The 18,190-nt window shown below is 75.0% G+C and carries 17 protein-coding genes; 13 read left to right on the top strand and 4 right to left on the bottom strand.

Features of this window, described 5'->3' with window-relative positions; all coding sequences use genetic code 11:
- The first annotated feature begins 68 nt into the window (after window positions 1-68).
- The 3 genes from GA0070606_RS22435 to GA0070606_RS22445 are packed head-to-tail and all read left to right on the top strand — an operon-like array spanning window position 69 to window position 2,046.
- Complete coding sequence (locus GA0070606_RS22435; RefSeq protein WP_091103857.1) at window positions 69-497, top strand: RidA family protein; 429 nt, start codon at window positions 69-71, stop codon at window positions 495-497.
- Window positions 494-1,018 (top strand): 3-hydroxyanthranilate 3,4-dioxygenase, encoded by a 525-nt coding sequence (locus tag GA0070606_RS22440; protein WP_091103860.1) that lies wholly within the window; start codon window positions 494-496, stop codon window positions 1,016-1,018. Before GA0070606_RS22435 ends, GA0070606_RS22440 begins: the two co-directional genes overlap by 4 nt.
- Entirely contained in the window at window positions 1,018-2,046 is a 1,029-nt protein-coding gene (locus tag GA0070606_RS22445; protein WP_091103863.1) for an amidohydrolase family protein, read from the top strand. Before GA0070606_RS22440 ends, GA0070606_RS22445 begins: the two co-directional genes overlap by 1 nt.
- A gap of 88 nt (window positions 2,047-2,134) precedes the next feature.
- Here the strand turns inward: GA0070606_RS22445 and GA0070606_RS22450 are convergent, their stop codons facing one another.
- The gene (locus tag GA0070606_RS22450; RefSeq protein WP_425413109.1) at window positions 2,135-2,992 is read right to left on the bottom strand and encodes a poly(ethylene terephthalate) hydrolase family protein; all 858 of its coding nucleotides are present in this window, start codon (window positions 2,990-2,992) and stop codon (window positions 2,135-2,137) included.
- 293 nt (window positions 2,993-3,285) lie between these two features.
- Between GA0070606_RS22450 and GA0070606_RS22455 the strand changes: the two genes are divergently transcribed.
- The 3 genes from GA0070606_RS22455 to GA0070606_RS22465 are packed head-to-tail and all read left to right on the top strand — an operon-like array spanning window position 3,286 to window position 5,504.
- Window positions 3,286-4,749 carry an amidase gene (locus GA0070606_RS22455; protein ID WP_091103868.1) on the top strand — a complete coding sequence of 488 codons (1,464 nt, stop codon included), beginning with the start codon at window positions 3,286-3,288 and terminating at the stop codon, window positions 4,747-4,749.
- Between the two features lie 55 nt (window positions 4,750-4,804).
- Window positions 4,805-5,110, top strand: a complete 306-nt coding sequence (ctaJ, locus tag GA0070606_RS22460) for an aa3-type cytochrome oxidase subunit CtaJ (protein ID WP_452275566.1) — start codon at window positions 4,805-4,807, stop codon at window positions 5,108-5,110.
- Window positions 5,097-5,504: a DUF5130 family protein gene (locus GA0070606_RS22465; RefSeq protein ID WP_091103872.1), complete on the top strand. Its 408-nt coding sequence runs from the start codon at window positions 5,097-5,099 to the stop codon at window positions 5,502-5,504. The genes ctaJ and GA0070606_RS22465 overlap by 14 nt, the downstream gene beginning before the upstream one ends.
- A 142-nt stretch (window positions 5,505-5,646) precedes the next feature.
- Here the strand turns inward: GA0070606_RS22465 and pepN are convergent, their stop codons facing one another.
- Window positions 5,647-8,196 carry an aminopeptidase N gene (pepN, locus tag GA0070606_RS22470; protein WP_091103875.1) on the bottom strand — a complete coding sequence of 850 codons (2,550 nt, stop codon included), beginning with the start codon at window positions 8,194-8,196 and terminating at the stop codon, window positions 5,647-5,649.
- 211 nt (window positions 8,197-8,407) lie between these two features.
- Here pepN and GA0070606_RS22475 point away from each other — a divergent pair, with 211 nt between their 5' ends.
- The 4 genes from GA0070606_RS22475 (at window position 8,408) to GA0070606_RS22490 (ending at window position 11,528) form a co-directional block, all read left to right on the top strand.
- Window positions 8,408-9,031 carry a mycothiol-dependent nitroreductase Rv2466c family protein gene (locus GA0070606_RS22475; protein WP_091108038.1) on the top strand — a complete coding sequence of 208 codons (624 nt, stop codon included), beginning with the start codon at window positions 8,408-8,410 and terminating at the stop codon, window positions 9,029-9,031.
- Window positions 9,032-9,292: 261 nt separating this feature from the next.
- Window positions 9,293-9,685, top strand: a complete 393-nt coding sequence (locus GA0070606_RS22480) for a hypothetical protein (protein ID WP_091103877.1) — start codon at window positions 9,293-9,295, stop codon at window positions 9,683-9,685.
- A gap of 104 nt (window positions 9,686-9,789) precedes the next feature.
- Window positions 9,790-10,989: a DUF1015 family protein gene (locus GA0070606_RS22485; RefSeq protein ID WP_091103880.1), complete on the top strand. Its 1,200-nt coding sequence runs from the start codon at window positions 9,790-9,792 to the stop codon at window positions 10,987-10,989.
- Between the two features lie 71 nt (window positions 10,990-11,060).
- Window positions 11,061-11,528: a ribose-5-phosphate isomerase gene (locus GA0070606_RS22490; protein WP_091103883.1), complete on the top strand. Its 468-nt coding sequence runs from the start codon at window positions 11,061-11,063 to the stop codon at window positions 11,526-11,528.
- A 133-nt stretch (window positions 11,529-11,661) separates the two neighbouring features.
- On the opposite strand, the gene GA0070606_RS22495 is transcribed toward GA0070606_RS22490, so the two are convergent.
- Window positions 11,662-11,982 carry a hypothetical protein gene (locus tag GA0070606_RS22495; RefSeq protein WP_091103885.1) on the bottom strand — a complete coding sequence of 107 codons (321 nt, stop codon included), beginning with the start codon at window positions 11,980-11,982 and terminating at the stop codon, window positions 11,662-11,664.
- 138 nt (window positions 11,983-12,120) lie between these two features.
- Between GA0070606_RS22495 and GA0070606_RS22500 the strand changes: the two genes are divergently transcribed.
- On the top strand, window positions 12,121-12,666 hold the full coding sequence (locus tag GA0070606_RS22500) for a hypothetical protein (protein ID WP_091103888.1): 546 nt from the start codon (window positions 12,121-12,123) through the stop codon (window positions 12,664-12,666).
- 151 nt (window positions 12,667-12,817) lie between these two features.
- On the opposite strand, the gene GA0070606_RS22505 is transcribed toward GA0070606_RS22500, so the two are convergent.
- A complete protein-coding gene (locus tag GA0070606_RS22505) occupies window positions 12,818-13,084 on the bottom strand; it encodes a hypothetical protein (protein WP_091103892.1) in 267 nt (88 codons plus the stop codon).
- A gap of 192 nt (window positions 13,085-13,276) precedes the next feature.
- Here GA0070606_RS22505 and GA0070606_RS22510 point away from each other — a divergent pair, with 192 nt between their 5' ends.
- A complete protein-coding gene (locus tag GA0070606_RS22510) occupies window positions 13,277-14,074 on the top strand; it encodes a S1 family peptidase (RefSeq protein WP_091103895.1) in 798 nt (265 codons plus the stop codon).
- A gap of 514 nt (window positions 14,075-14,588) precedes the next feature.
- On the top strand, window positions 14,589-18,188 hold the full coding sequence (locus GA0070606_RS22515; protein WP_091103897.1) for a non-ribosomal peptide synthetase: 3,600 nt from the start codon (window positions 14,589-14,591) through the stop codon (window positions 18,186-18,188).
- Window positions 18,189-18,190 lie beyond the last annotated feature (2 nt).

Below are 18,190 nucleotides of genomic sequence, written 5' to 3' on the forward strand. Positions count from 1 at the left end.
TGCGCCGGGCTGGCTGCCCGGAACCCCGTCGTGGTCACCGTCCGCGCGTCCCTGCCGGGTGGTTCGCGGTGAGCGGCGAGGCGCGCGTGGTGGCGGGGAAGGCCGTGCCGCGCGGGGCGTTTCCGCACGTCAAGGTGGCCGGCGGGTTCGTGTTCGTCTCCGGTACGTCGTCGCGGCGGCCGGACAACAGCTTCGCCGGTGTCGAGGTGGACGAGTTCGGCACCACCAACCTGGACATCCGGGCGCAGACCCGGGCCGTGATCGAGAACATCCGGGACCTGCTGCGGTCGGTCGGCGCGGACCTCACCGACCTCGTGCAGGTCACCTCGTACCTGGTGAACATGAACGACTTCGGCGGTTACAACGAGGTGTGGGCCGAGTTCTTCGACGCCACCGGGCCGACCCGCACCACGGTCGCCGTGCACCAGCTGCCGCACCCGCACCTGCTCATCGAGATTCAGGCCGTGGCCCTTCTCCCCTCAGGAGGTCAGTCGTGAGTGAGATCGCCGAGCCGTTCAGCTTTCCGGGGTGGATCGCGGAGAACCAGCACCTGCTGAAGCCGCCGGTCGGCAACAAGGAGATGTTCCCGGGCGGGGACGACTTCATCGTGATGGTCGTGGGTGGGCCCAACCAGCGCACCGACTTCCACGTCGACCCGTACGAGGAGTTCTTCTACCAGGTCAAGGGCAACATGCACATCAACCTGATGCTCCCGGAGGGGCCGCGTACGGTGCACGTGCGCGAGGGTCAGATGTGGATGCTGCCGCGCAACACCCCGCACTCGCCGCAGCGCCCCGAGGCCGGCTCGATCGGCGTGGTCGTGGAGCGGGTCCGCGAGGAGGGCACGCTGGAGAAGTTCCAGTGGTACTGCCCCGGGTGCGGGCACAAGGTGCACGAGGTCGAGTTGCAGGTCCGGGACATCGCCGCCGACCTGCCCCCGGTCTTCCAGGCGTTCTACGCCGACGAGGCCGCCCGCACCTGTGCCAACTGCGGCGCGCTGCACCCGGGCAAGGGCTGATGCCCGCCGGGTCCGAACCGGCGCGGCTTCCGGTGGTCGACGTGCACACGCACGTCGTACCGAAGGGATGGCCGGACCTCGCCGCGGCGTGCGGCGGGTCCGGCTGGCCCTGGCTGCGGGTCGACTCCGAGCGGGCGGCCATGATCATGGTGGGGGAGACCGAGTTCCGCCCGGTCGGCGCGGAGTGCTGGGACGCGCCGACGCGCCTCGGGGACATGGACGCCGACGGCGTGGACGTGCAGGTCGTCTCGCCCACCCCGGTCTTCTTCAGCTACGACCGCCCCGCCGACCAGGCGGTGCGGGTGGCGCGGATCTTCAACGACCTGACGCTGGAGGTCACCGCCGCCGGTGGCGACCGGCTGGTGCCGTTCTGCCAGGTGCCGTTGCAGGACCCGGACGCGGCCTGCGCGGAGCTGGACCGCTGTCTCGCCGCCGGGCACGCCGGGGTGGAGATCGGCAACCACGTCGGCGACCGCGACCTGGACGACGCCGGCATCGTGCAGTTCCTGACGCACTGCGCCGAGGTGGGCGCGCCGGTCTTCGTGCACCCGTGGGACATGCCGGGCGGCCCCCGGCTGGACCGGTGGATGGCCCGCTGGCTCGCCGGGATGCCCGCCGAGACGCACCTGTCGGTGCTGGCGCTGATCCTCGGCGGCGTCTTCGACCGGGTGCCCGACACGCTGCGGATCTGCTTCGCGCACGGCGGTGGCAGCTTCCCGTTCTGGCTGGGCCGCGCCGACAACGCCTGGCACCGCCGGGGCGACCTGGTACGCGGCGCCTCCACCGCCCCGCCCAGCTCCTACGTCGACCGGTTCCGCGTCGACTCGGTGGTCTTCTCCCCGCCGGCGCTGCGGCTGCTCGTCGACACGATGGGCGTCGAGGGGGTGCTGCTCGGCAGCGACTACCCGTACCCGCTGGGGGAGCGGCCGGTCGGCCGGGTGGTGCGCGAGGCGGACTTCCTCACCGCCGAGCAGCGCGGCATGCTGCTCGGCGGCAACGCCCTGGGCTTCCTCGGCGCCCGCCCCTGACGCGCGCCCGCCGGGCCGGGCCGTCGGGCGGGGCGGGGTCCGGAGCCGTCGCGGCCCCCGGTGTGCGCGACGGCTCCGGGGCGTGGGTTCAGGAGTGCGGGCAGGTGTCCCGGTACTCCTCGATCGCCGAGCCGCGGGGGGCGGGGCAGAGGAACTGCTCGTAGCGGGTGTCGTCGTCGACGAACCGCTTGAGCCACGAGATGCTGTACTTCGCCACCGTCACGTTCGACGAGGTGGGCGCGGAGTGGCTGGCGGCGTTCAGCTCCAGGTACGCCTTGTCGAGGGTGGCCGGCAGGCTGGTGTAGAACGGCTCCGAGTGCGACGACACCGGGGCCACCGTGTCGTTCTCGGCCCCGACGATCAGGGTGGGCACGCGCACCGAGGACCAGCTCTTCTGGGTGTGCCAGCCGGTCAGCGGGATCGCCGCCTGCAACGTGGGCCGGGTGCTGGCCGCCGAGAGGCTGCCTCCGCCGCCCATCGAGTGACCCATCACGGCGAGCCGGTTCCGGTCGATCCGGGTGCGCACGGCGCTGGTGTTGGTCAGGTGGTCGAGGGCGGCCAGCAGTTGGGTGCCCCGGCTGGCCGGCTGGTCGTACACCGACCGGGTGTCGATGGTGATGACGACGAAGCCCTGCGAGGCCAGGCGGGGGCCGAGCCAGGCGACGGAGGACTGGCGCGCGGTGAAGCCGGGGGAGATGGCGACCGCGCCGAAGGTGCCCTCGGCGGTGCTCGTCGGGTAGTAGATGGTGCCGCCGCCGAAGCCGCTGACGCTGCCGGCGGCGACGGTGGTCTGCGCGATGGCGAACGGGCCGCGGGTGGCCTCGATGCTGGCCACTGTGGGCGCGGGGCCCCGCTCGTACGGGTTGGCGGCGAGCGGCGCGGCCGGGGGCACGTCCCGGGCGCCGGCGGGTGCGGCGGGTGCGGCGGTCAGGCTCGCGCCGACCAGGGCGAGGGCCAGCAGCGGCCGGCCGGCGCGCGAGAGCCAGCGACGGTCCGGGCCGGGGTGGGTGGCGGGTACGGGTTGCACGGCGACGCTCCTCGCGGGGGTGGGGGCGGTGGCGGGGGTGCGGGGCCACCGGGGGACAGATCGTCATTGATCGATGTACGTCCATCTTCGGGGTGGAGCGCGGGCGGGCGGTCATCCCGATGTGGTCATGTCAGGGGGATATGCCGCCCGTGGCGCGCACGGCCGGCCGTGTCGCGCGGCGCGGCGGCGGTGCGGGCGGGCAGGATGAGGGGATGGCCGAGCCGCACGACCTCACCGCGCTGGAGCAGGCCGCCGCGATCGCCCGCGGCGAGCTGTCCAGTGTCGAGCTGGTCGAGCACCACCTGACCCGGGTCGACGCCCTCGGCGACACGGTCGGCGCGTTCGTCACGGTCACCGCCGAGCGGGCCCGCGCGGCGGCCCGCGCCGCCGACGCCGTCCCCGCCGACGGGCGCGGCCCGCTGCACGGCGTGCCGACCGCGATCAAGGACCTCACCCTCACCGCCGGGGTGCGCACCACGTTCGGCTCCGCCGCGTTCGCCGACTTCGTGCCGCCGGTGGACGCCGACGTGGTCCGCTTCATGGCGGCGGCCGGGCTGGTCAGCCTCGGCAAGACCACCACCTCCGAGCTGGGCTGCTCGCTCTACTCGGAAGGGCTGGTCGCGCCGCCGGCCCGCAACCCGTGGGACCTGGCGTACACGGCCGGGGGCTCCAGCGGCGGCGCGGCGGCCGCCGTCGCGGCCGGGCTGGTGCCGGTCGCCCAGGGCTCCGACGGCGGCGGCTCGCTGCGCATCCCCGCGTCGCTGTGCGGCCTGGTCGGCTACAAGCCCAGCCGGGGCCTCGTCTCCGGCGGTCCCGTCGGCTTCGGCGGCTACGGCCTGCCGACCAACGGCCCCGTCGGGCGGACGGTCGCCGACGTGGCGGCGCTGCTCGACGTGCTGGCCCGGCCCGTGCCCGGCGAGCCCTACCTGGCGCCCGCCCCGCCCGCCGGCGGCTGGCTCGCGGCGGCCCGGGCGGCCGAGCCCGGCCGGCTGCGCGTGGGCCGGTTCACCGCCCCGATGCTCGCCGACGAGCCGGTCCACCCCGACTGCGTCGCCGCCGTCGACCGGGCCGCCGCGCTGCTCACCGCCGCCGGTCACGAGGTGGTCGAGGTCCCCGCGCCGCTCGGGCCCGCCGTGTGGCCGCTGTTCGAGATCGTCTGGTACGTGCTGGCGCTCGCGCCCGTGCCGCCGGAGCGGGAGGGCCACCTGCTGCCGCTGACCCGCCACCTGCGGGCCCGGGGCGCCGAGATCTCCGCCGGCACCCTCACCACCACGCTCGGCGAGCTCCAGGCGCAGGTACGCCTCGGTCTGCGCCGCACCGCCGGGTGCGACCTGCTGCTCTGCCCGACCCTCGCCGCGCCGCAGGCGCCGATCGGCTGGTTCGCCGAGGGCGGCGATCCGGCGGAGGACTTCGACCGGCAACGCCGGTTCTCGCCGTACTGCGCCGTCTTCAACGTCACCGGCGATCCGTCCGTTTCGCTGCCGGTGGGCGTCACCGCCGAGGGGCTGCCCGTGGGGGTGCTGCTGACCGGCCGGTACGGCGCGGACGCGAGGCTGATCGCCACCGCTGCGCAACTGGAGAAGTCCAGTGGCGGGTGGGATCGCCACCCCGCAATCTGGCGGGCCGTCGGCTCCGCTAACGTGAATGGCAGCGGAGTCGGGCGGTCGACGCCATGATCGTCCACCCGACCCGGTCGATCGAGGTCTCTTCTTCCGCCTGGGGGCGTTGGGATTGTCTGTAACCGAGACGTTGCTGGTCTTCGTCGGCATCCCGGCGGCCGCGGTGCTGGTGATCGCCGGTCTGGCGTACGCCGGCAGCCGTGGCGGCGGCGGTGGCGGCGCCAAGCGCTACCGGCCGGGCCGGCCCTTCGACTTCACTCCGGTCTGGTTCCTGGGCCGCCCGGAGCAGCTGGCCGACTCGGCCGGCACCGCGCTGGCGGCGGGCGCGCAGGCGCCGGCGCTGACCAGCCACAAGCTTGAGCGGGCCGGCATCGAGCCGCCGGCCGGTGGAACCGGAGGCGCAAGTGACCGTTGGTGAGAAGCAGACCGGCGCGGGCAACCCGCCCGAGGTGCTGGACGGGCCGTTCTCGACCCGCCAGCTGCTGCGCATCGACGAGGCCCTGCGCCTGGCCGACCAGGGCACCGGGCTGGTCTTCTCGGTGTTCGTCGGCGGCCTCGACGAGCCGGTCCGGCAGCACGCCGAGCGGCTGCACCGCCAGCTCGCCGAGCCCGACCGGTCGGTGCTGATCGCGGTGTCGCCCAACCAGCGGCAGTTGGAGATCGTCACCGGTCGGCACGCCCGCAAGCGCATCCCCGACACGTACGCCCGCCTCGCCGCCCTCTCGATGGTGGCGGCCTTCGGCGGTGGCGACCTCGCCGGCGGCATCATCAACGGCCTCGACCAGCTCGCCAGCCACGCCGGCCAGGGCTGACCCCGACCCGTACGACGACGACACCCGGTCCGCCTCGGCGGGCCGGGTGTCGTCTTTTCGCGGCCGGCGACGCCCACGGCCCCGATGCGGCGGGGCCGGCCGCGGGCTTCCGCCCGCGCCGGCCCCGGCCGCATACTCCCGGTCAGGCGCTCTGGCTGTCCTTCGCGCGGGCGGCGAGGGCGCGGACGACGCCGTCGCGGCCCTCGGCGACCAGCCGGCGCAGCGACGCCGGGTGACCCTCGCCGGCCAGCCACGCGTCGGTGGCGGCCACCGTCTCGTCGTCCACCAGGTAGGCCGGGTACGCCTGCTGCGCGAACTCCTGCGCCGGCTCGCTGTCCCGGCCGGCCCAGACCTGGCCCACCACGGCGAAGTACTTCTCCCGGTACGGCGCGACCAGCTCGACCTGCGCGGGGTGGACGAAGCCCTGCAGCAACGCCCGGTGCCGCCAGTTCGGCAGCGCCTCCGGGCCGGTCAGCAGCGCCCACACGGCGGCCTTGTTCTCCGCCGTCGGCACCAGCGCGTGCGCGTGCGCGGCCTTCCGGTCGCCGCTGGCCGTCCGGTCCGTGGCCAGCTCCGCCTCGATCTCGTCGGGGCCGGCCGCGCCGTTGGCGACCAGCGCCTGCAGCACCGTCCAGCGCAGCTCGGTGTCGATGGTCAGGCCGGCCGGGACGCCGGTGCCGGCCAGCCAGCCGCGCAGCGCCGCCAGGTCCTCGGCGGAGCGGGCCGCCGAGGCGTACCCCCGCGCCCAGGCGAGCTGGAAGCCGCTGCCCGGTTCCGCGGCGGCCAGCGCCGTGCGGGCGGTGCGGGCCAGCTCCGCCCAGCCGGTCGGCGCCCAGGCCGGGTCGGCGTAGTAGGTGAGCGTGGTGGTGGCCTGCCGCAGCGTCGCCGTGACCAGGTTGATGTCGGTCTCGGCGGGCAGCCCGGCCAGCACCAGCGCCACGTAGTCGCGGGCGGCCAGCTCGGCGTCCCGGGTCATGTCCCAGGCGGCCGTCCAGCACAGCGCGCGGGCCAGCGACGACTCGAGCCCGGCGATGTGCTGCACCACGGTGGACATCGACCCCACGTCCAGCCGCAGCTTGGCGTAGGTGAGGTCGTCGTCGTTGAGCAGCAGCACGTCGGCGGCGCGGACGCCGCGCAGCTCGGTCAGCTCCGTCCGGTCGCCGGCGACGTCCACCTCGACGCGCTCGCGGCGGACGAGCCGGCCGTCGGTCAGGTCGTAGAGGCCGACGCCGATCCGGTGCGTGCGCAGCGTCGGGTGCGCCGCCGGCGCCTCCTGGCGCACCACGACGCTCTCGTAGGTGCCGTCGGCGCCGACCGCCACCACCGGCCGCAGCGTGTTGACCTGCGCGGTCTCCAGCCACTGCGCGGCGAACTTGCGCAGCTCCCGGCCGGAGGCGGCCTCCAGCTCGGAGAGCAGGTCGTCGAAGGTGGCGTTGCCCCACGCGTGCTTGCCGAAGTAGGCCCGCAGCCCGGCCAGGAACGGCTCCTCGCCCACGTACGCGACCAGCTGCTTGAGCACGCTGGCGCCCTTGGCGTAGGTGATGCCGTCGAAGTTGACCTCGACGGCCTCCAGGTCCGGCATCTCGCAGTAGACCGGGTGGGTGGAGGAGAGCTGGTCCTGCCGGTAGCCCCAGTTCTTGCGGATCGACAGGAAGGTCGTCCACGCCTCGGAGAAGCGGGTGGCGTGGGTGTTGCACCAGTGGCTGGCCCACTCGGCGAACGACTCGTTCAGCCACAGGTCGTTCCACCAACGCATGGTCACCAGGTCGCCGAACCACATGTGGGCCAGCTCGTGCAGGATCGTGTTGGCCCGCTGCTCGTACTCGAAGTCGGTGACCTGGGACCGGAAGATGTAGTGCGCCTCGGCGTGGGTGACGCAGCCGAAGTTCTCCATCGCGCCGGCGTTGAAGTCGGGCACCCAGAGCTGGTCGTACTTGGGCAGCGGGTAGCGCACGCCGAACTGCTCGTGGAAGAAGTCGAAGCCCTGCTTGGTGATCAGGAACAGGTCGTCGGAGTCCATGTACTGCGCCATCGAGGCCCGGCAGTACGCACCCAGGTCGATGCCGTCGTGGCTGTCGCGCACCTCGTGGTACGGCCCGGCGCAGAGGGCGGTGATGTAGGTGCTCATCCGCACCGAGGTGGCGAAGTGCACGGTCTTGAGGCCCTCGCCGGCCGCCTCCTCGCGCTCCACCGGCATGTTGGAGACCACCTTCCAGTGGTCCGGAACGGTGGCGTGCCAGGTGTAGACGCTCTTCAGGTCGGGCTGGTCGAAGCAGGCGAAGACGCGCTGGGCGTCGGCCGTCTCGAACTGGCTGTAGAGGTAGGTCTCGCCGTCGACCGGGTCGACGGTGCGGTGCAGGCCCTGCCCGCTGTTCGAGTACGCGAAGTCCGCGTCGACCACCAGCGTGTTCTCGCTGGCCAGCCCGGTCAGCGTGAGCCCCTTCTCGGCCGACCAGTCGCCGAGGTCCACCGGGGCGCCGTTCAGGGTCGCGGATCGTACCGAGTCGGCGGCGACCTCGATGAACGTGCTCGCGCCGGGCTCGGTGCACCGGAACCGGACCTCGGTGGTCGATCGGAAGGTGCGACCCTCGGCCGCCCGCACGGCGGTCGAGAGGTCCAGACTGATGTCGTACCCGGTCACGTCGAGCAGGCGGGCCCGCTCGGTGGCCTCGACCTGCGTCAGGTTGCGCACTCCCGGCACTGTTCGTCTCCATCCCGTCTCGCCGTACGCCTCGTTGGCGTCGTCACCGACCGCTCGTGACGGCCGGATTCGAGTCTTCCATGCACGAACACCCCGCGGTGGGCGAGGTCACGCTCTCATTCCGGTGCCGGTCGATGCCCGCCGGGGTGAAGATCGCAGCATGGCGCCAGAGGCCGGCGCCCTGGTCGTGAAGGGATCCATCGTGAGCGAGCGTGTCGCCGTAGACATGTGGTTCGACCCCATCTGCCCGTGGGCGTGGATCACCTCCCGCTGGCTGCTGGAGGTCGAGCAGGTCCGGGAGGTGGACGTCCGCTTCCACGTGATGAGCCTGTCGGTGCTCAACGAGGGCCGGGAGCTGCCCGAGCAGTACCAGGAGCTGATGCGTACGGGCTGGGGCCCGGTGCGGGTCTGCGTCGCGGTGGAGCAGCGGTACGGCCGCGACGCCGTCCGCAAGCTCTACACCGCGCTGGGCACCCGGATCCACCTCGGGCAGGAGAAGCTCTCGCCGGAGCTGTTCGCGGCCGCGCTGGCCGACGCCGGGCTCGACCCGGCGCTGGCGGACGCCGCCGAGAGCGCCGGTCACGACGAGGCGCTGCGGGCCAGCCACGAGGCCGGCATGCGGCCGGTCGGCACCGACGTCGGCACCCCGGTGATCCACGCGCCCGGCCCGGACGGCGGCACGGTCGCCTTCTTCGGCCCGGTGGTCACCCCGGCCCCGAAGGGCGAGGCGGCCGGTCGGCTGTGGGACGGCGTCCTGCTGGTCGCCGGCACCCCGGGCTTCTACGAGCTCAAGCGCTCCCGGGAGCTCGGCCCCATCTTCGACTGATCCGCGTCGGCGGCCGTGCGCCGGGCCCGCACCCGACGCACGGCGCCTGCCCACGCGGCGCCGACTGCACGGCGGCATCGGTCCGCACGGTCGCACCGGCCCGCACGGCACCCCGGGCCGGCAGGGCGCTCGTCGTCGGGCGCCGCGCCGCGGCGACCTGCCGTACTCCGGCGTCACCGGGGGACCGGCGGACTCGTTCTCTTCGGTGTCCGCCGCAGCGACCCGCAGGGCCGCACCCCGCAGCTCGTGGAGGCAATCCCGATGGCCAAGCACCGTGCGTCCGCTGACGACCAGTCGACCGGGGAGGAGGTGACCGAGCGCCCGCAGCCGGCGTACTGGTCGGTCGACGACTCCCGCTGGCCGGTGGTCCGCCCCGATCTGCCCGCGCACATGGCGGACCTGCTCGCCCCGCCGATCGTGGTCGGGGTCGCCCGGGTGCCGGTCACCTCCCGGCTCACCCCGCCGCCCGAGCACCGGCGCAACGCGCCGGTCGAGCACCTGCTCGCCCCCGCCGAGCACCGGCGCAACGCCCCCGCCGAGCACCGGCCGGCGGCCGGGCCGCGGGCGGTCGTGCCCGCCGGGGCGGGCGGGTCGGGCCGGCGGTCGGCGAACGCCCCCGCGTCGGGCGGCCGGCACCGCCTGCCGGCGAAGTAGCCACTCCCGTCCGGCGCCGCTCCGGCCCGGCCGCGCTTTCACCTGATGGACGTCACGCGGGTCCGGCGACGCCGGGACCTCCGCCGCCGGTAGCGTGATCGCACATGACGGTCGTGCATCCGATCGCCCGGGCCTGGATCACCACTGGCGGCACCGGCGCGCAGAACTACGACGAGTTCGCCGACGACGCGGAGATCACCGCGATCATCGAGGCGAACCCGCACAGTGCCCTCGGCATCGAGATGCCGCACCGGGCCCCGGAAAGCCTGGGCAAGTCCTTCCTCGACGCCCTGCCCGACGCGGTGGCCCGCCTCGCCGAGGCCAAGGCCGACGGCAGCTACACCCCCGCCGAGCAGGTCGTGGTCCTCTACCGGATCAGCGCGCCGGGGGAGGAGACGGCGTACGGGCTCTGGGCCATGACCGACACCGACCAGATCTCCACCCGGGCCGACGAGCCCGGCCTGGTCATCCGCAACGAGGACGTCTTCATCGCCAAGGTGCGGGAGCGGGTGGCGCTGGCCGAGGCGCTGGGCCACCTGCTCTCGCCCGTACTCCTGCTCCAGACCGGGCGCGGCGACGAGCTGCACGCCGCGCTCGCGGCGGCGACCGACGCGGCCGGGGCGCCCGCGGCGACCGACACCGACCAGGCCGGTCGCACCCATGCCATCTGGCTGCTCGGCCCCGGCCCGCAGCAGGACGAGCTGACCGCCCTCGCGGGCGGCGGCGAGCTGGTCGTGGCCGACGGCAACCACCGCAGCCTCGCCGCGCAGACCGGCGGGCTGCCGCGCTTCCTGTCGGTGATCACCACTCCGGCGTCGGTGGCGATCCAGCCCTACAACCGTCTCGTCAGCGAGCTGACCACCACCGCCGACGAGCTGCTCGACCGGCTCCGCGCCGCCGGCGCCGAGATCACCGACCTCGACGGCCCGGTCGAGGTCCCGGCGGCCGGCGGCACCGTCCACCTCCGGCTGCCCGGCCGGGGATACGCGGTCACCCTGCCGCACGTCGGCGGCGGCCGGCTGGAGAACCTGGACCACGCGCTGGTCGAGCGGCTGCTGCTGCGCGACGCCCTCGGGCTCGACCCGGGCGACAAGCGGATCACCTACGTCGGCGGCGACTACCCGGCGAGCTGGCTGACCGGCGAGGTCGACGCGGGCCGGGCCGAGCTGGCCGTCCTGATCGCCCCGGTGACGGTGGACGACTTCGTGGCCGTCAACCTGGCGCGGGAGAAGATGCCACGCAAGAGCACCTGGTTCACGCCGAAGGCGCGCGGCGGCCTGGTGGTCGCCGAGCTGTCCCGCTGAGTTGTGACGAATCCGCCCCGGGGCGCCGCCCGCGCGGCGTCCCGGGCGCGTGCCCTGAGAGACTGCGCGGTATGCGCGTCTACCTGGGATCCGACCACGCCGGCTTCGAGTTGAAGGTGCACCTGGTCAACCACCTGACCAAGGAGGGGTACGACGTCGTCGACGTCGGCCCGCACGCCTTCGACCCGGACGACGACTACCCGGCCTTCTGCCTGCACACCGGTGACCGGGTGGTGGCGGACGCCGGCAGCCTCGGGGTGGTCATCGGCGGCTCCGGCAACGGCGAGCAGATCGCCGCGAACAAGGTGCCCGGCGTCCGGGCGGCCCTCGCCTGGAACGTCGACACCGCCCAGCTCGCCCGCGAGCACAACGACGCCAACGTCGTCGCGGTCGGCGCCCGCCAGCACACCCTGGACGAGGCGACCGCCATCGTCGAGGCGTTCCTGACCACCCCGTTCTCGGGCAACGAGCGGCACGCCCGCCGGATCGGCCAGATGGCCGACTACGAGCGCACCCGCCAGCTCCCCGACCTGCCCTGAGCCGCGGCACCGGGCGGGGCGACGCCCCGCCCGGCTCGCGGCCGCCCGAGCCACGGGCTGAGCAGCCGCGCACCGGGGGCGCGCACGGGCCGGTTCCGCCGGGCGGGCGGGTCGGCGCGGGCGCCGTCGCAACTCAGCGGCGGGGCAGGTCCTCGCGGGGGGTCCAGTTCCGGCGGATGATCACCACGCGTTCCTCGGCCCGGGCCAGGTCCTCGTCGGTGGGTCGGGCAGCGTCGCGGGCCCGCATCGCGGCGGTCACGCTGACCTGGGAGGAGCCGGAGCCGACCAGGCCGCGCAGGCCGCGATCGCCCTCGTCGCCCGGGCCGCCCCGGCGGGCGCGCGGTGGGTCGCCGCCGTCGTGCACCCCCGTGGTCGACGCCTGCGGCGCCTCGGTCGGGCCCGCGTCGCCGCCCGAGTGCCGCTGCCGGCGTCGCCGTCGCTCCACGTCCCCCATCAGCCGACCGTACCGCCCGCGACGCGCCGCCGCGGGCCCGGCCGACCGGTGCGGGATCGGCGACCGGTTTGCCGGCTGGCTACCCTCGGAACCGGACGGTGGCCGATGGTCGCCGTCGGTCCAGGGGGAGGGGACGAGATGGCCGACCAGACACAGCCGTGGGCCGAGCGCACCGTCGAGGTGCCGCCGCAGCCCGGTGTCGGGGTGCCGCCGCAGCGGGACGCGTACCGGCGGGGGGTTGCCTCGGTGGGGCAGCCCCGGACTCCGCGCACCGAACCGTTCCCCGTCGTCGAGCAGGAGCCGACCGGCACGGGCTGGCCCGGCGCGCAGGCGCCCCGGCGGCCGCTGAGCTGGCACGTCGCGCAGCTTCGGCGCGGCGGCGAGTGGAGCGCGGCGGGGGCGCTCTTCGCGTTCGTCTGCTGGGGGATCTGGGCGATCTCCGGCGGGGGCGACCTGGCCGGGCCGCTGCTGATCTTCGTGCTGAGCCTGCTGGTGGCGGCCGGCCTGTTCGCGCTGGCCCGGCTGCTCGGCCGGCTGGTGCTGGAGCGGCAGTTGGGTCGGGTGCGGCGCAGCGCGCGCGGGGCGCACCTGGTCACCGCCGTCTTCCTGGCCGGCCTCGGGATCGCCTACCTCCAGCAGACCGAGTGGGTCGTGTCCGCCTGGAACTGGATCAGCGGCAACTGACCGTACGCCCGGGCGGGTCGGCGTGCCGCCGCCCGCCCGCGCGTCCGGTCGCGGGGTGCCGCGACCCGGTCGTTCTCCACTCCACCAGGTCGGCGGCTGCTTACCCGGCCGGCCGCGGTTCATCCGCGTCCCGGCTGGGCTGACCCGCCGGTCAGTGCTTGCCGCCGTGGCCCTCCGCGTCCGCCTTCGGGGAGGCGACCCGGGCGGCCGGGTCCTCGACGCCGGGCTCGCCGCCGTCGGGCGCGACCATCCCGTCGTAGTTGTAGACCGTGCCGTTCTCGCCGTGCCGCTGCGTCGTGCGGATGTAGCGGTGCATCATGCCGTCGATCTCGACCTCCACGAGGGCGTCGCCGCCCGCGTCGATGGTGCTGCCGTCTCGAGGGCCGCCGACCAGGTGTGCCTTCGTGTTCGTGTCCATGGGGCAGCGGTACCCGGGGCGACCCGGCGCAAAACGGGCGGTCGCCCGCGAGCGGGTCACCATCCCCTGCGCGGCGGTATGACCGACGCGGGATGAGCGACGACATTGCTGTTCATCGATAGGTGTCCATAGGATCTCCGCCATCGGTTGCCGGCGCGTCGACCCCCGCGCCGCGAAGGTTGGAGGCTCCCCATGGTCCGTTGGCGCAGACTCATCGGCCGGTTGGCCGCCGCGTTGGTGGCGGTCACCGCAGGCTCGTTCGTCCTGGCCGTGCCGGCGCACGCCAAGCCCGCCTCCGACGTGACCCCGTACGTCGTGGGCGGCACCCTGGCCGCGCAGGGCGAGTTCCCCTTCATGGTCCGACTCTCGATGGGCTGCGGCGGGGCCCTCTACAGCCCGCGCCTGGTGCTGACCGCCGCGCACTGCGTCGGCAGGACCGGTACGAACACCAGCATCACCGCCACCCTCGGCGTGGTGGACCTCCAGTCGTCGAGCCGGATCCAGGTGCGGTCCAACTACGTCTACCGGGCGCCGGGCTACAACGGCAGCGGCAAGGACTGGGCCCTGATTAGGCTGGCCACCCCGGTGACCACGCTGCCCACCCTCAAGATCGCCACCAGCACGGCGTACGACAACGGCACCTTCACGGTCGCCGGGTGGGGTGCGACCCGGGAGGGTGGCGCGCAGCAGCGCTACCTGCGCAAGGCGACCGTGCCGTTCGTCAGCGACGCCACCTGCAACTCGTACTACGGCGGCCAGATCATCGCGAACGAGGAGATCTGCGCGGGCTACGCCAGTGGTGGCGTCGACACGTGCCAGGGTGACTCGGGTGGCCCGATGTTCCGCCGGGACGCGAACAACGCCTGGATCCAGGTCGGGATCACGAGCTGGGGCAACGGCTGCGCCCGCCCCAACTACCCCGGCGTCTACACCCAGGTGAGCACCTTCGCGTCGGCGATCGCCTCGGCGGCGGCGAGCCTCGGCGGCTGAGCCCGGGCGACGGCACGCGGGGACCCGACCGGCCCGCCCGGTCGGGTCCCTGCGCGTGTCCGCCCTGCGCGTGTCCGTCCCGCGCGTGTCCGTACCGCCCGCGTTCGTCCCGTGGTGGGTTCCGGGGCGGCCGACTACCGGACGTGATCCGCCCTGCTCGACCGCGCGGCGCGGGCCGGCGCGCGCGACCCCGTGCCGGTTCGCCCCGTCCGGCGACGGCCGGCGCGGGGTCTCCGGGCCGGCCCGCGCGTACGCGAAGGATCGCCTGGTCGCCGGCCGTTTCCCCGGACGATCGGCCGGCCCTGGTCCGGCGGCGGCCGACCGAACTCCAGTAAGCGATCGCCATCGATGTAGCAGAAAGTTGCATATTCCCTACGGTCGATCAGCCCTCTAGTGTCCATGACCGACGGCTGGCCATCGACCAACGCCGATAACTATCGGTGTGCGTCGGGCCGGCTCGGCTCTGCCTGCGGCTGCGAGCGGACAGCCGCGCGGGCTCGGGACAGGAGGCGTGATGAGGTCGGGCGACAGCGGTTCCGCGGCACCGGTTCCCGTCTCGGACACCTCGACGTACCGGTACACCGCCACCCGCCCGGCGGCCACCGGGCCGCACCCCGCGCCGGACCGGGCGGCCACGGCGGCCCTGGCCGCCGCGGAACTGCTCGACCGGCTGGGCCGCCAGGCGCCGGTGCGGGTCCGGACCGGCACTGCCGCGCTCGACCTGCCGGCCTGGCCGGCCCAGGTGCACCGGATGCCCGGCGAGCGGGCCCGCGCCACGGTCCGCGCGTGCGCCGCCGCACCCGATCACGACGGCGCCGACCACGTCCTCGTGCTGCTCGACGGCGGAGCGCCGGCGCCCGGCGCCGCCACCCCACCCGTGCTGCTCACCGCCGACGTCACCGACGAGGCCGTCGCGGTCGTGCTGCACTGCGCCGCCGACGATCCCTGGTCGGCCGGCGGCGCCGCCGTGGCGGAGATGTTCGCCGAACTGCTCGCCGCGCTCCTCGCCGACCCCGCGCTGCCCGCCTCGCGGGCGCCGGCCCTCGGGCCCGCCTCCCGGACGCTGGTCGAGCGCGCCGCCGGCCGCGGCCACGACGACGGGCCCTTCGAGGCGGTACCCCGCATGATCGAACGCCGCGTCGACCTGCACCCGCACCGCCGGGCCGTGTCGTTCCGGGGCCGCTCGCTCACCTACCGCGAACTGGACGACCTGGCCAACGGCGTCGCCGCCGACCTGGCCGCCCGGGGCGTCGGCCGGGGCGACGTGGTGCCCGTCCTCCTCGCCGACGGCCTCGAACTGCCCGTCGTCGACCTGGCGCTGATGAAGCTCGGCGCGGCCTTCGTACCCGTCGATCCCGGCTGGCCGGCCGACCGGCTGCGCGCGTCGCTGCGGGTGATCCGGCCCCGGCTCGCCGTGGTCCGGGGCGACGGCCCGCGCCCCGACACCGGGGACGTCCCCTGCCTGCCGGTCGACCTCGACGACGTCGCCCCGACCCGCCGCCGGCCCGGGGTGCCCGTCGGCCCGGGGGACCTGATCTACGGCATCTTCACCTCCGGCACCACCGGGACCCCCAAGTGCGCGGTGAACCGGCACGACGGGATCGCCAACCGGTTCCGGTTCATGACCCGCTACTTCGCCGCGACCGGCGCGGAGGTGGTGCTGCAGAACAGCCGGCACACCTTCGACTCGTCGGTGTGGCAGATGTTCTGGCCGCTCACCACCGGCGGCCGGGTGGTGGTGCCCGTCGAGGGCGGCTTCCTCGACGTCGAGCGGACGATCCGGACCATCGCCGACGAGGCCGTCACGATGACCGACTTCGTGCCGAGCGTCCTCGGCGCGCTGGTGTCGGTGCTGGACCGCGACCCGGCAGCCCGCCGCGCCGTCGGCACGCTGCGGCACGTCATCGTCGGCGGCGAGGAGATCGACCCGTGGGCGGTGCACCGCCTGGCCGACCTCGTGCCCGGGGTGTCGGCCACCAACGGGTACGGCCCGACCGAGGCCTCCATCGGCATGGTCTTCCACACCGTCGCCCGCTCCGACGGCGACGTCATCCCCATCGGCCGGCCGATCGACAACTGCTACGCGGCCGTGGTGGACGCCGAGCTGCGCCCGCTGCCGCCCGGCGCGACCGGCGAGATCGTCATCGGCGGGGTCTGCCTCGGCGAGGGCTACCTCGGCGACCCGGCCCGCACCGCCGAGGTGTTCGTCCCCAACCCGCTCCCCGGCGTTCCCGGCCCTCGGCTCTACCGGACCGGAGACCTCGGCCGCCTCGCCACCGACGGCCGACTGCACTTCGCCGGCCGGCGCGACTTCCAGCTCAAGGTCAACGGCGTCCGGATCGAGGCGGGCGAGATCGAGACCGCCGCCACCCGCCTGCCGGGCGTACGGCAGGCGAAGGTCCTGGTGGCTCGGGAGGGCAGGGCGAGGTCGCTGGCCCTCTTCGTCGCCGCCGAGCCGGGGGTGACCGAGTCGGCGGTGCGGGCGCACCTGCGCCGGCTGCTGCCCCGGCCCCACGTTCCCCGGCACGTCGTGGTGCGCGACGCGCTGCCGCTGACCGGCAACGGCAAGGTCGACCGGCGGGCGCTGGAGAGCTGGCTCGACCGTACGCTCGCCGACCGGGCGCGCGCCGCCGCCGTCCGCGCCGAGGCGCGTACGCTGCCCGACCGGGTGCTGGCCGTGTTCCGGAGCGTCCTCGGCCGGCCGGACCTCGGCCCCGACACCGACTTCCTCGACGTCGGGGGCGACTCGCTCCAGGCCCTCGACGTGGTGACCGCGCTCGGCGCGGACCACCGCGTCCGGGTCGGCGTCCAGGATCTCTTCGCCCACCCCACCGCCGCCCGCCTCGCCCGGAGGATCGCCGCGCGGCTGGGCGCGGCCGAATCCGCCGAGACCGAGGCCGAGCTGGTGGAGCGCGACGCGGCCGTCCCGGCCGACCTGCCGGTGCGGCCCGCGGCTTGGCGCCGCTCGCCGCGCACCGTCCTCGTCACCGGCGCCACCGGGTTCGTCGGCGCGCGGCTGGTGCACGAGCTGCTCGCCACGACCGACGTGCGGGTGCTCTGCCTCGCCCGGGCCGCCGACGACGCCGGGGCCACCGCCCGCGTGGTCGGGGCGCTGACCGAGCGGGGGCTGTGGCGCCCCGGCCACACCCCGCGCCTGCGCGGGTACGCCGCCGACCTGGCCCGGCCGTCCCTCGGCCTGGACCCGGACGCCTGGGCCCGGCTGGCCCACGACTGCGACCTCGTGCTGCACGCCGGCGCCCTGGTCAACTTCCTGTTCGACTACCGGGCCCACCGCGCCGCGAACGTCCTCGGCACCGCCGAACTGCTCCGGCTGGCCCTGACCGGCCGGCCGAAGCCGCTGCACCACGTCTCCACCCTCGGCGTCCTCGACACCGAGGCGGCCCGCCGCCCCGAACCGCTGCCGGAGGGCTGCGACCCGGCCCTCGCCGTCGCGCCGACCAGCGGCTACAGCCGGTCGAAGTGGGTGGCGGAGCGGTACCTCGCCGAGGCCCGGCGGCGCGGCGCCACCGTCACCGTGCTGCGCCTCGGCGAGGTGATGCCCGCCGCCGACGACGGCGTGCCCAACCCCCGGGCGCTGACCCACCTGCTGCTGGCCGCCTGCCACCGGCTGCGGATGCGCCCCGACGCGCCGGTCCGCTCCGACTGGACGCCGGTGGACTGGGCCGCCCGGCGGATCGTCGCCACCGTGGTCGACCCCCGACAGTGGGGCGGCACGCTGCACGTCCTGCACCCGGTGAGCGTCGACTTCACCGACCTGCCCCTGGCCGGCGCGGGCGCCCTGCCCCGGGTGAGCTGCGTGCGTTTCGTGGCGGCGCTGCGCGAGGCGGCGACCGACGGCGACCGGGCCGCCGCCGTGCTGCTCGCGCTCTTCCCGCCCGGCGCCGGCGCCGACGAGCAGCGGCTGCGGGCGGTCTTCGCGACGCTGCTCACCGACAACCCCCGGCTGTTCCGCCGCGACGGCTGCGCCGAGCTGGAACGGCGCCGGGGCTTCACCGACCACCGGCTCGGGCCGTCCGTCGACGCCTACCGGGCGTGGCTGGGTGAGTACGAGCGGCAGGACACCGACCGGCTGCTGCCGGCGGGACCAGGCTGACC

The organism is Micromonospora citrea (assembly GCF_900090315.1).
Taxonomy (GTDB): Bacteria; Actinomycetota; Actinomycetes; order Mycobacteriales; family Micromonosporaceae; genus Micromonospora; species Micromonospora citrea.

Coding starts and splice junctions, on each gene's coding strand:
- GA0070606_RS22480 (WP_091103877.1), top strand. CDS start 9,293: ATGGCCAAGCACCGTGCGTCCGCTGACGACCAGTCGACCGGGGAGGAG.
- GA0070606_RS22490 (WP_091103883.1), top strand. CDS start 11,061: ATGCGCGTCTACCTGGGATCCGACCACGCCGGCTTCGAGTTGAAGGTG.
- GA0070606_RS22500 (WP_091103888.1), top strand. CDS start 12,121: ATGGCCGACCAGACACAGCCGTGGGCCGAGCGCACCGTCGAGGTGCCG.
- GA0070606_RS22485 (WP_091103880.1), top strand. CDS start 9,790: ATGACGGTCGTGCATCCGATCGCCCGGGCCTGGATCACCACTGGCGGC.
- GA0070606_RS22455 (WP_091103868.1), top strand. CDS start 3,286: ATGGCCGAGCCGCACGACCTCACCGCGCTGGAGCAGGCCGCCGCGATC.
- GA0070606_RS22505 (WP_091103892.1), bottom strand. CDS start 13,084: ATGGACACGAACACGAAGGCACACCTGGTCGGCGGCCCTCGAGACGGC.
- GA0070606_RS22510 (WP_091103895.1), top strand. CDS start 13,277: ATGGTCCGTTGGCGCAGACTCATCGGCCGGTTGGCCGCCGCGTTGGTG.
- GA0070606_RS22495 (WP_091103885.1), bottom strand. CDS start 11,982: ATGGGGGACGTGGAGCGACGGCGACGCCGGCAGCGGCACTCGGGCGGC.
- GA0070606_RS22445 (WP_091103863.1), top strand. CDS start 1,018: ATGCCCGCCGGGTCCGAACCGGCGCGGCTTCCGGTGGTCGACGTGCAC.
- GA0070606_RS22515 (WP_091103897.1), top strand. CDS start 14,589: ATGAGGTCGGGCGACAGCGGTTCCGCGGCACCGGTTCCCGTCTCGGAC.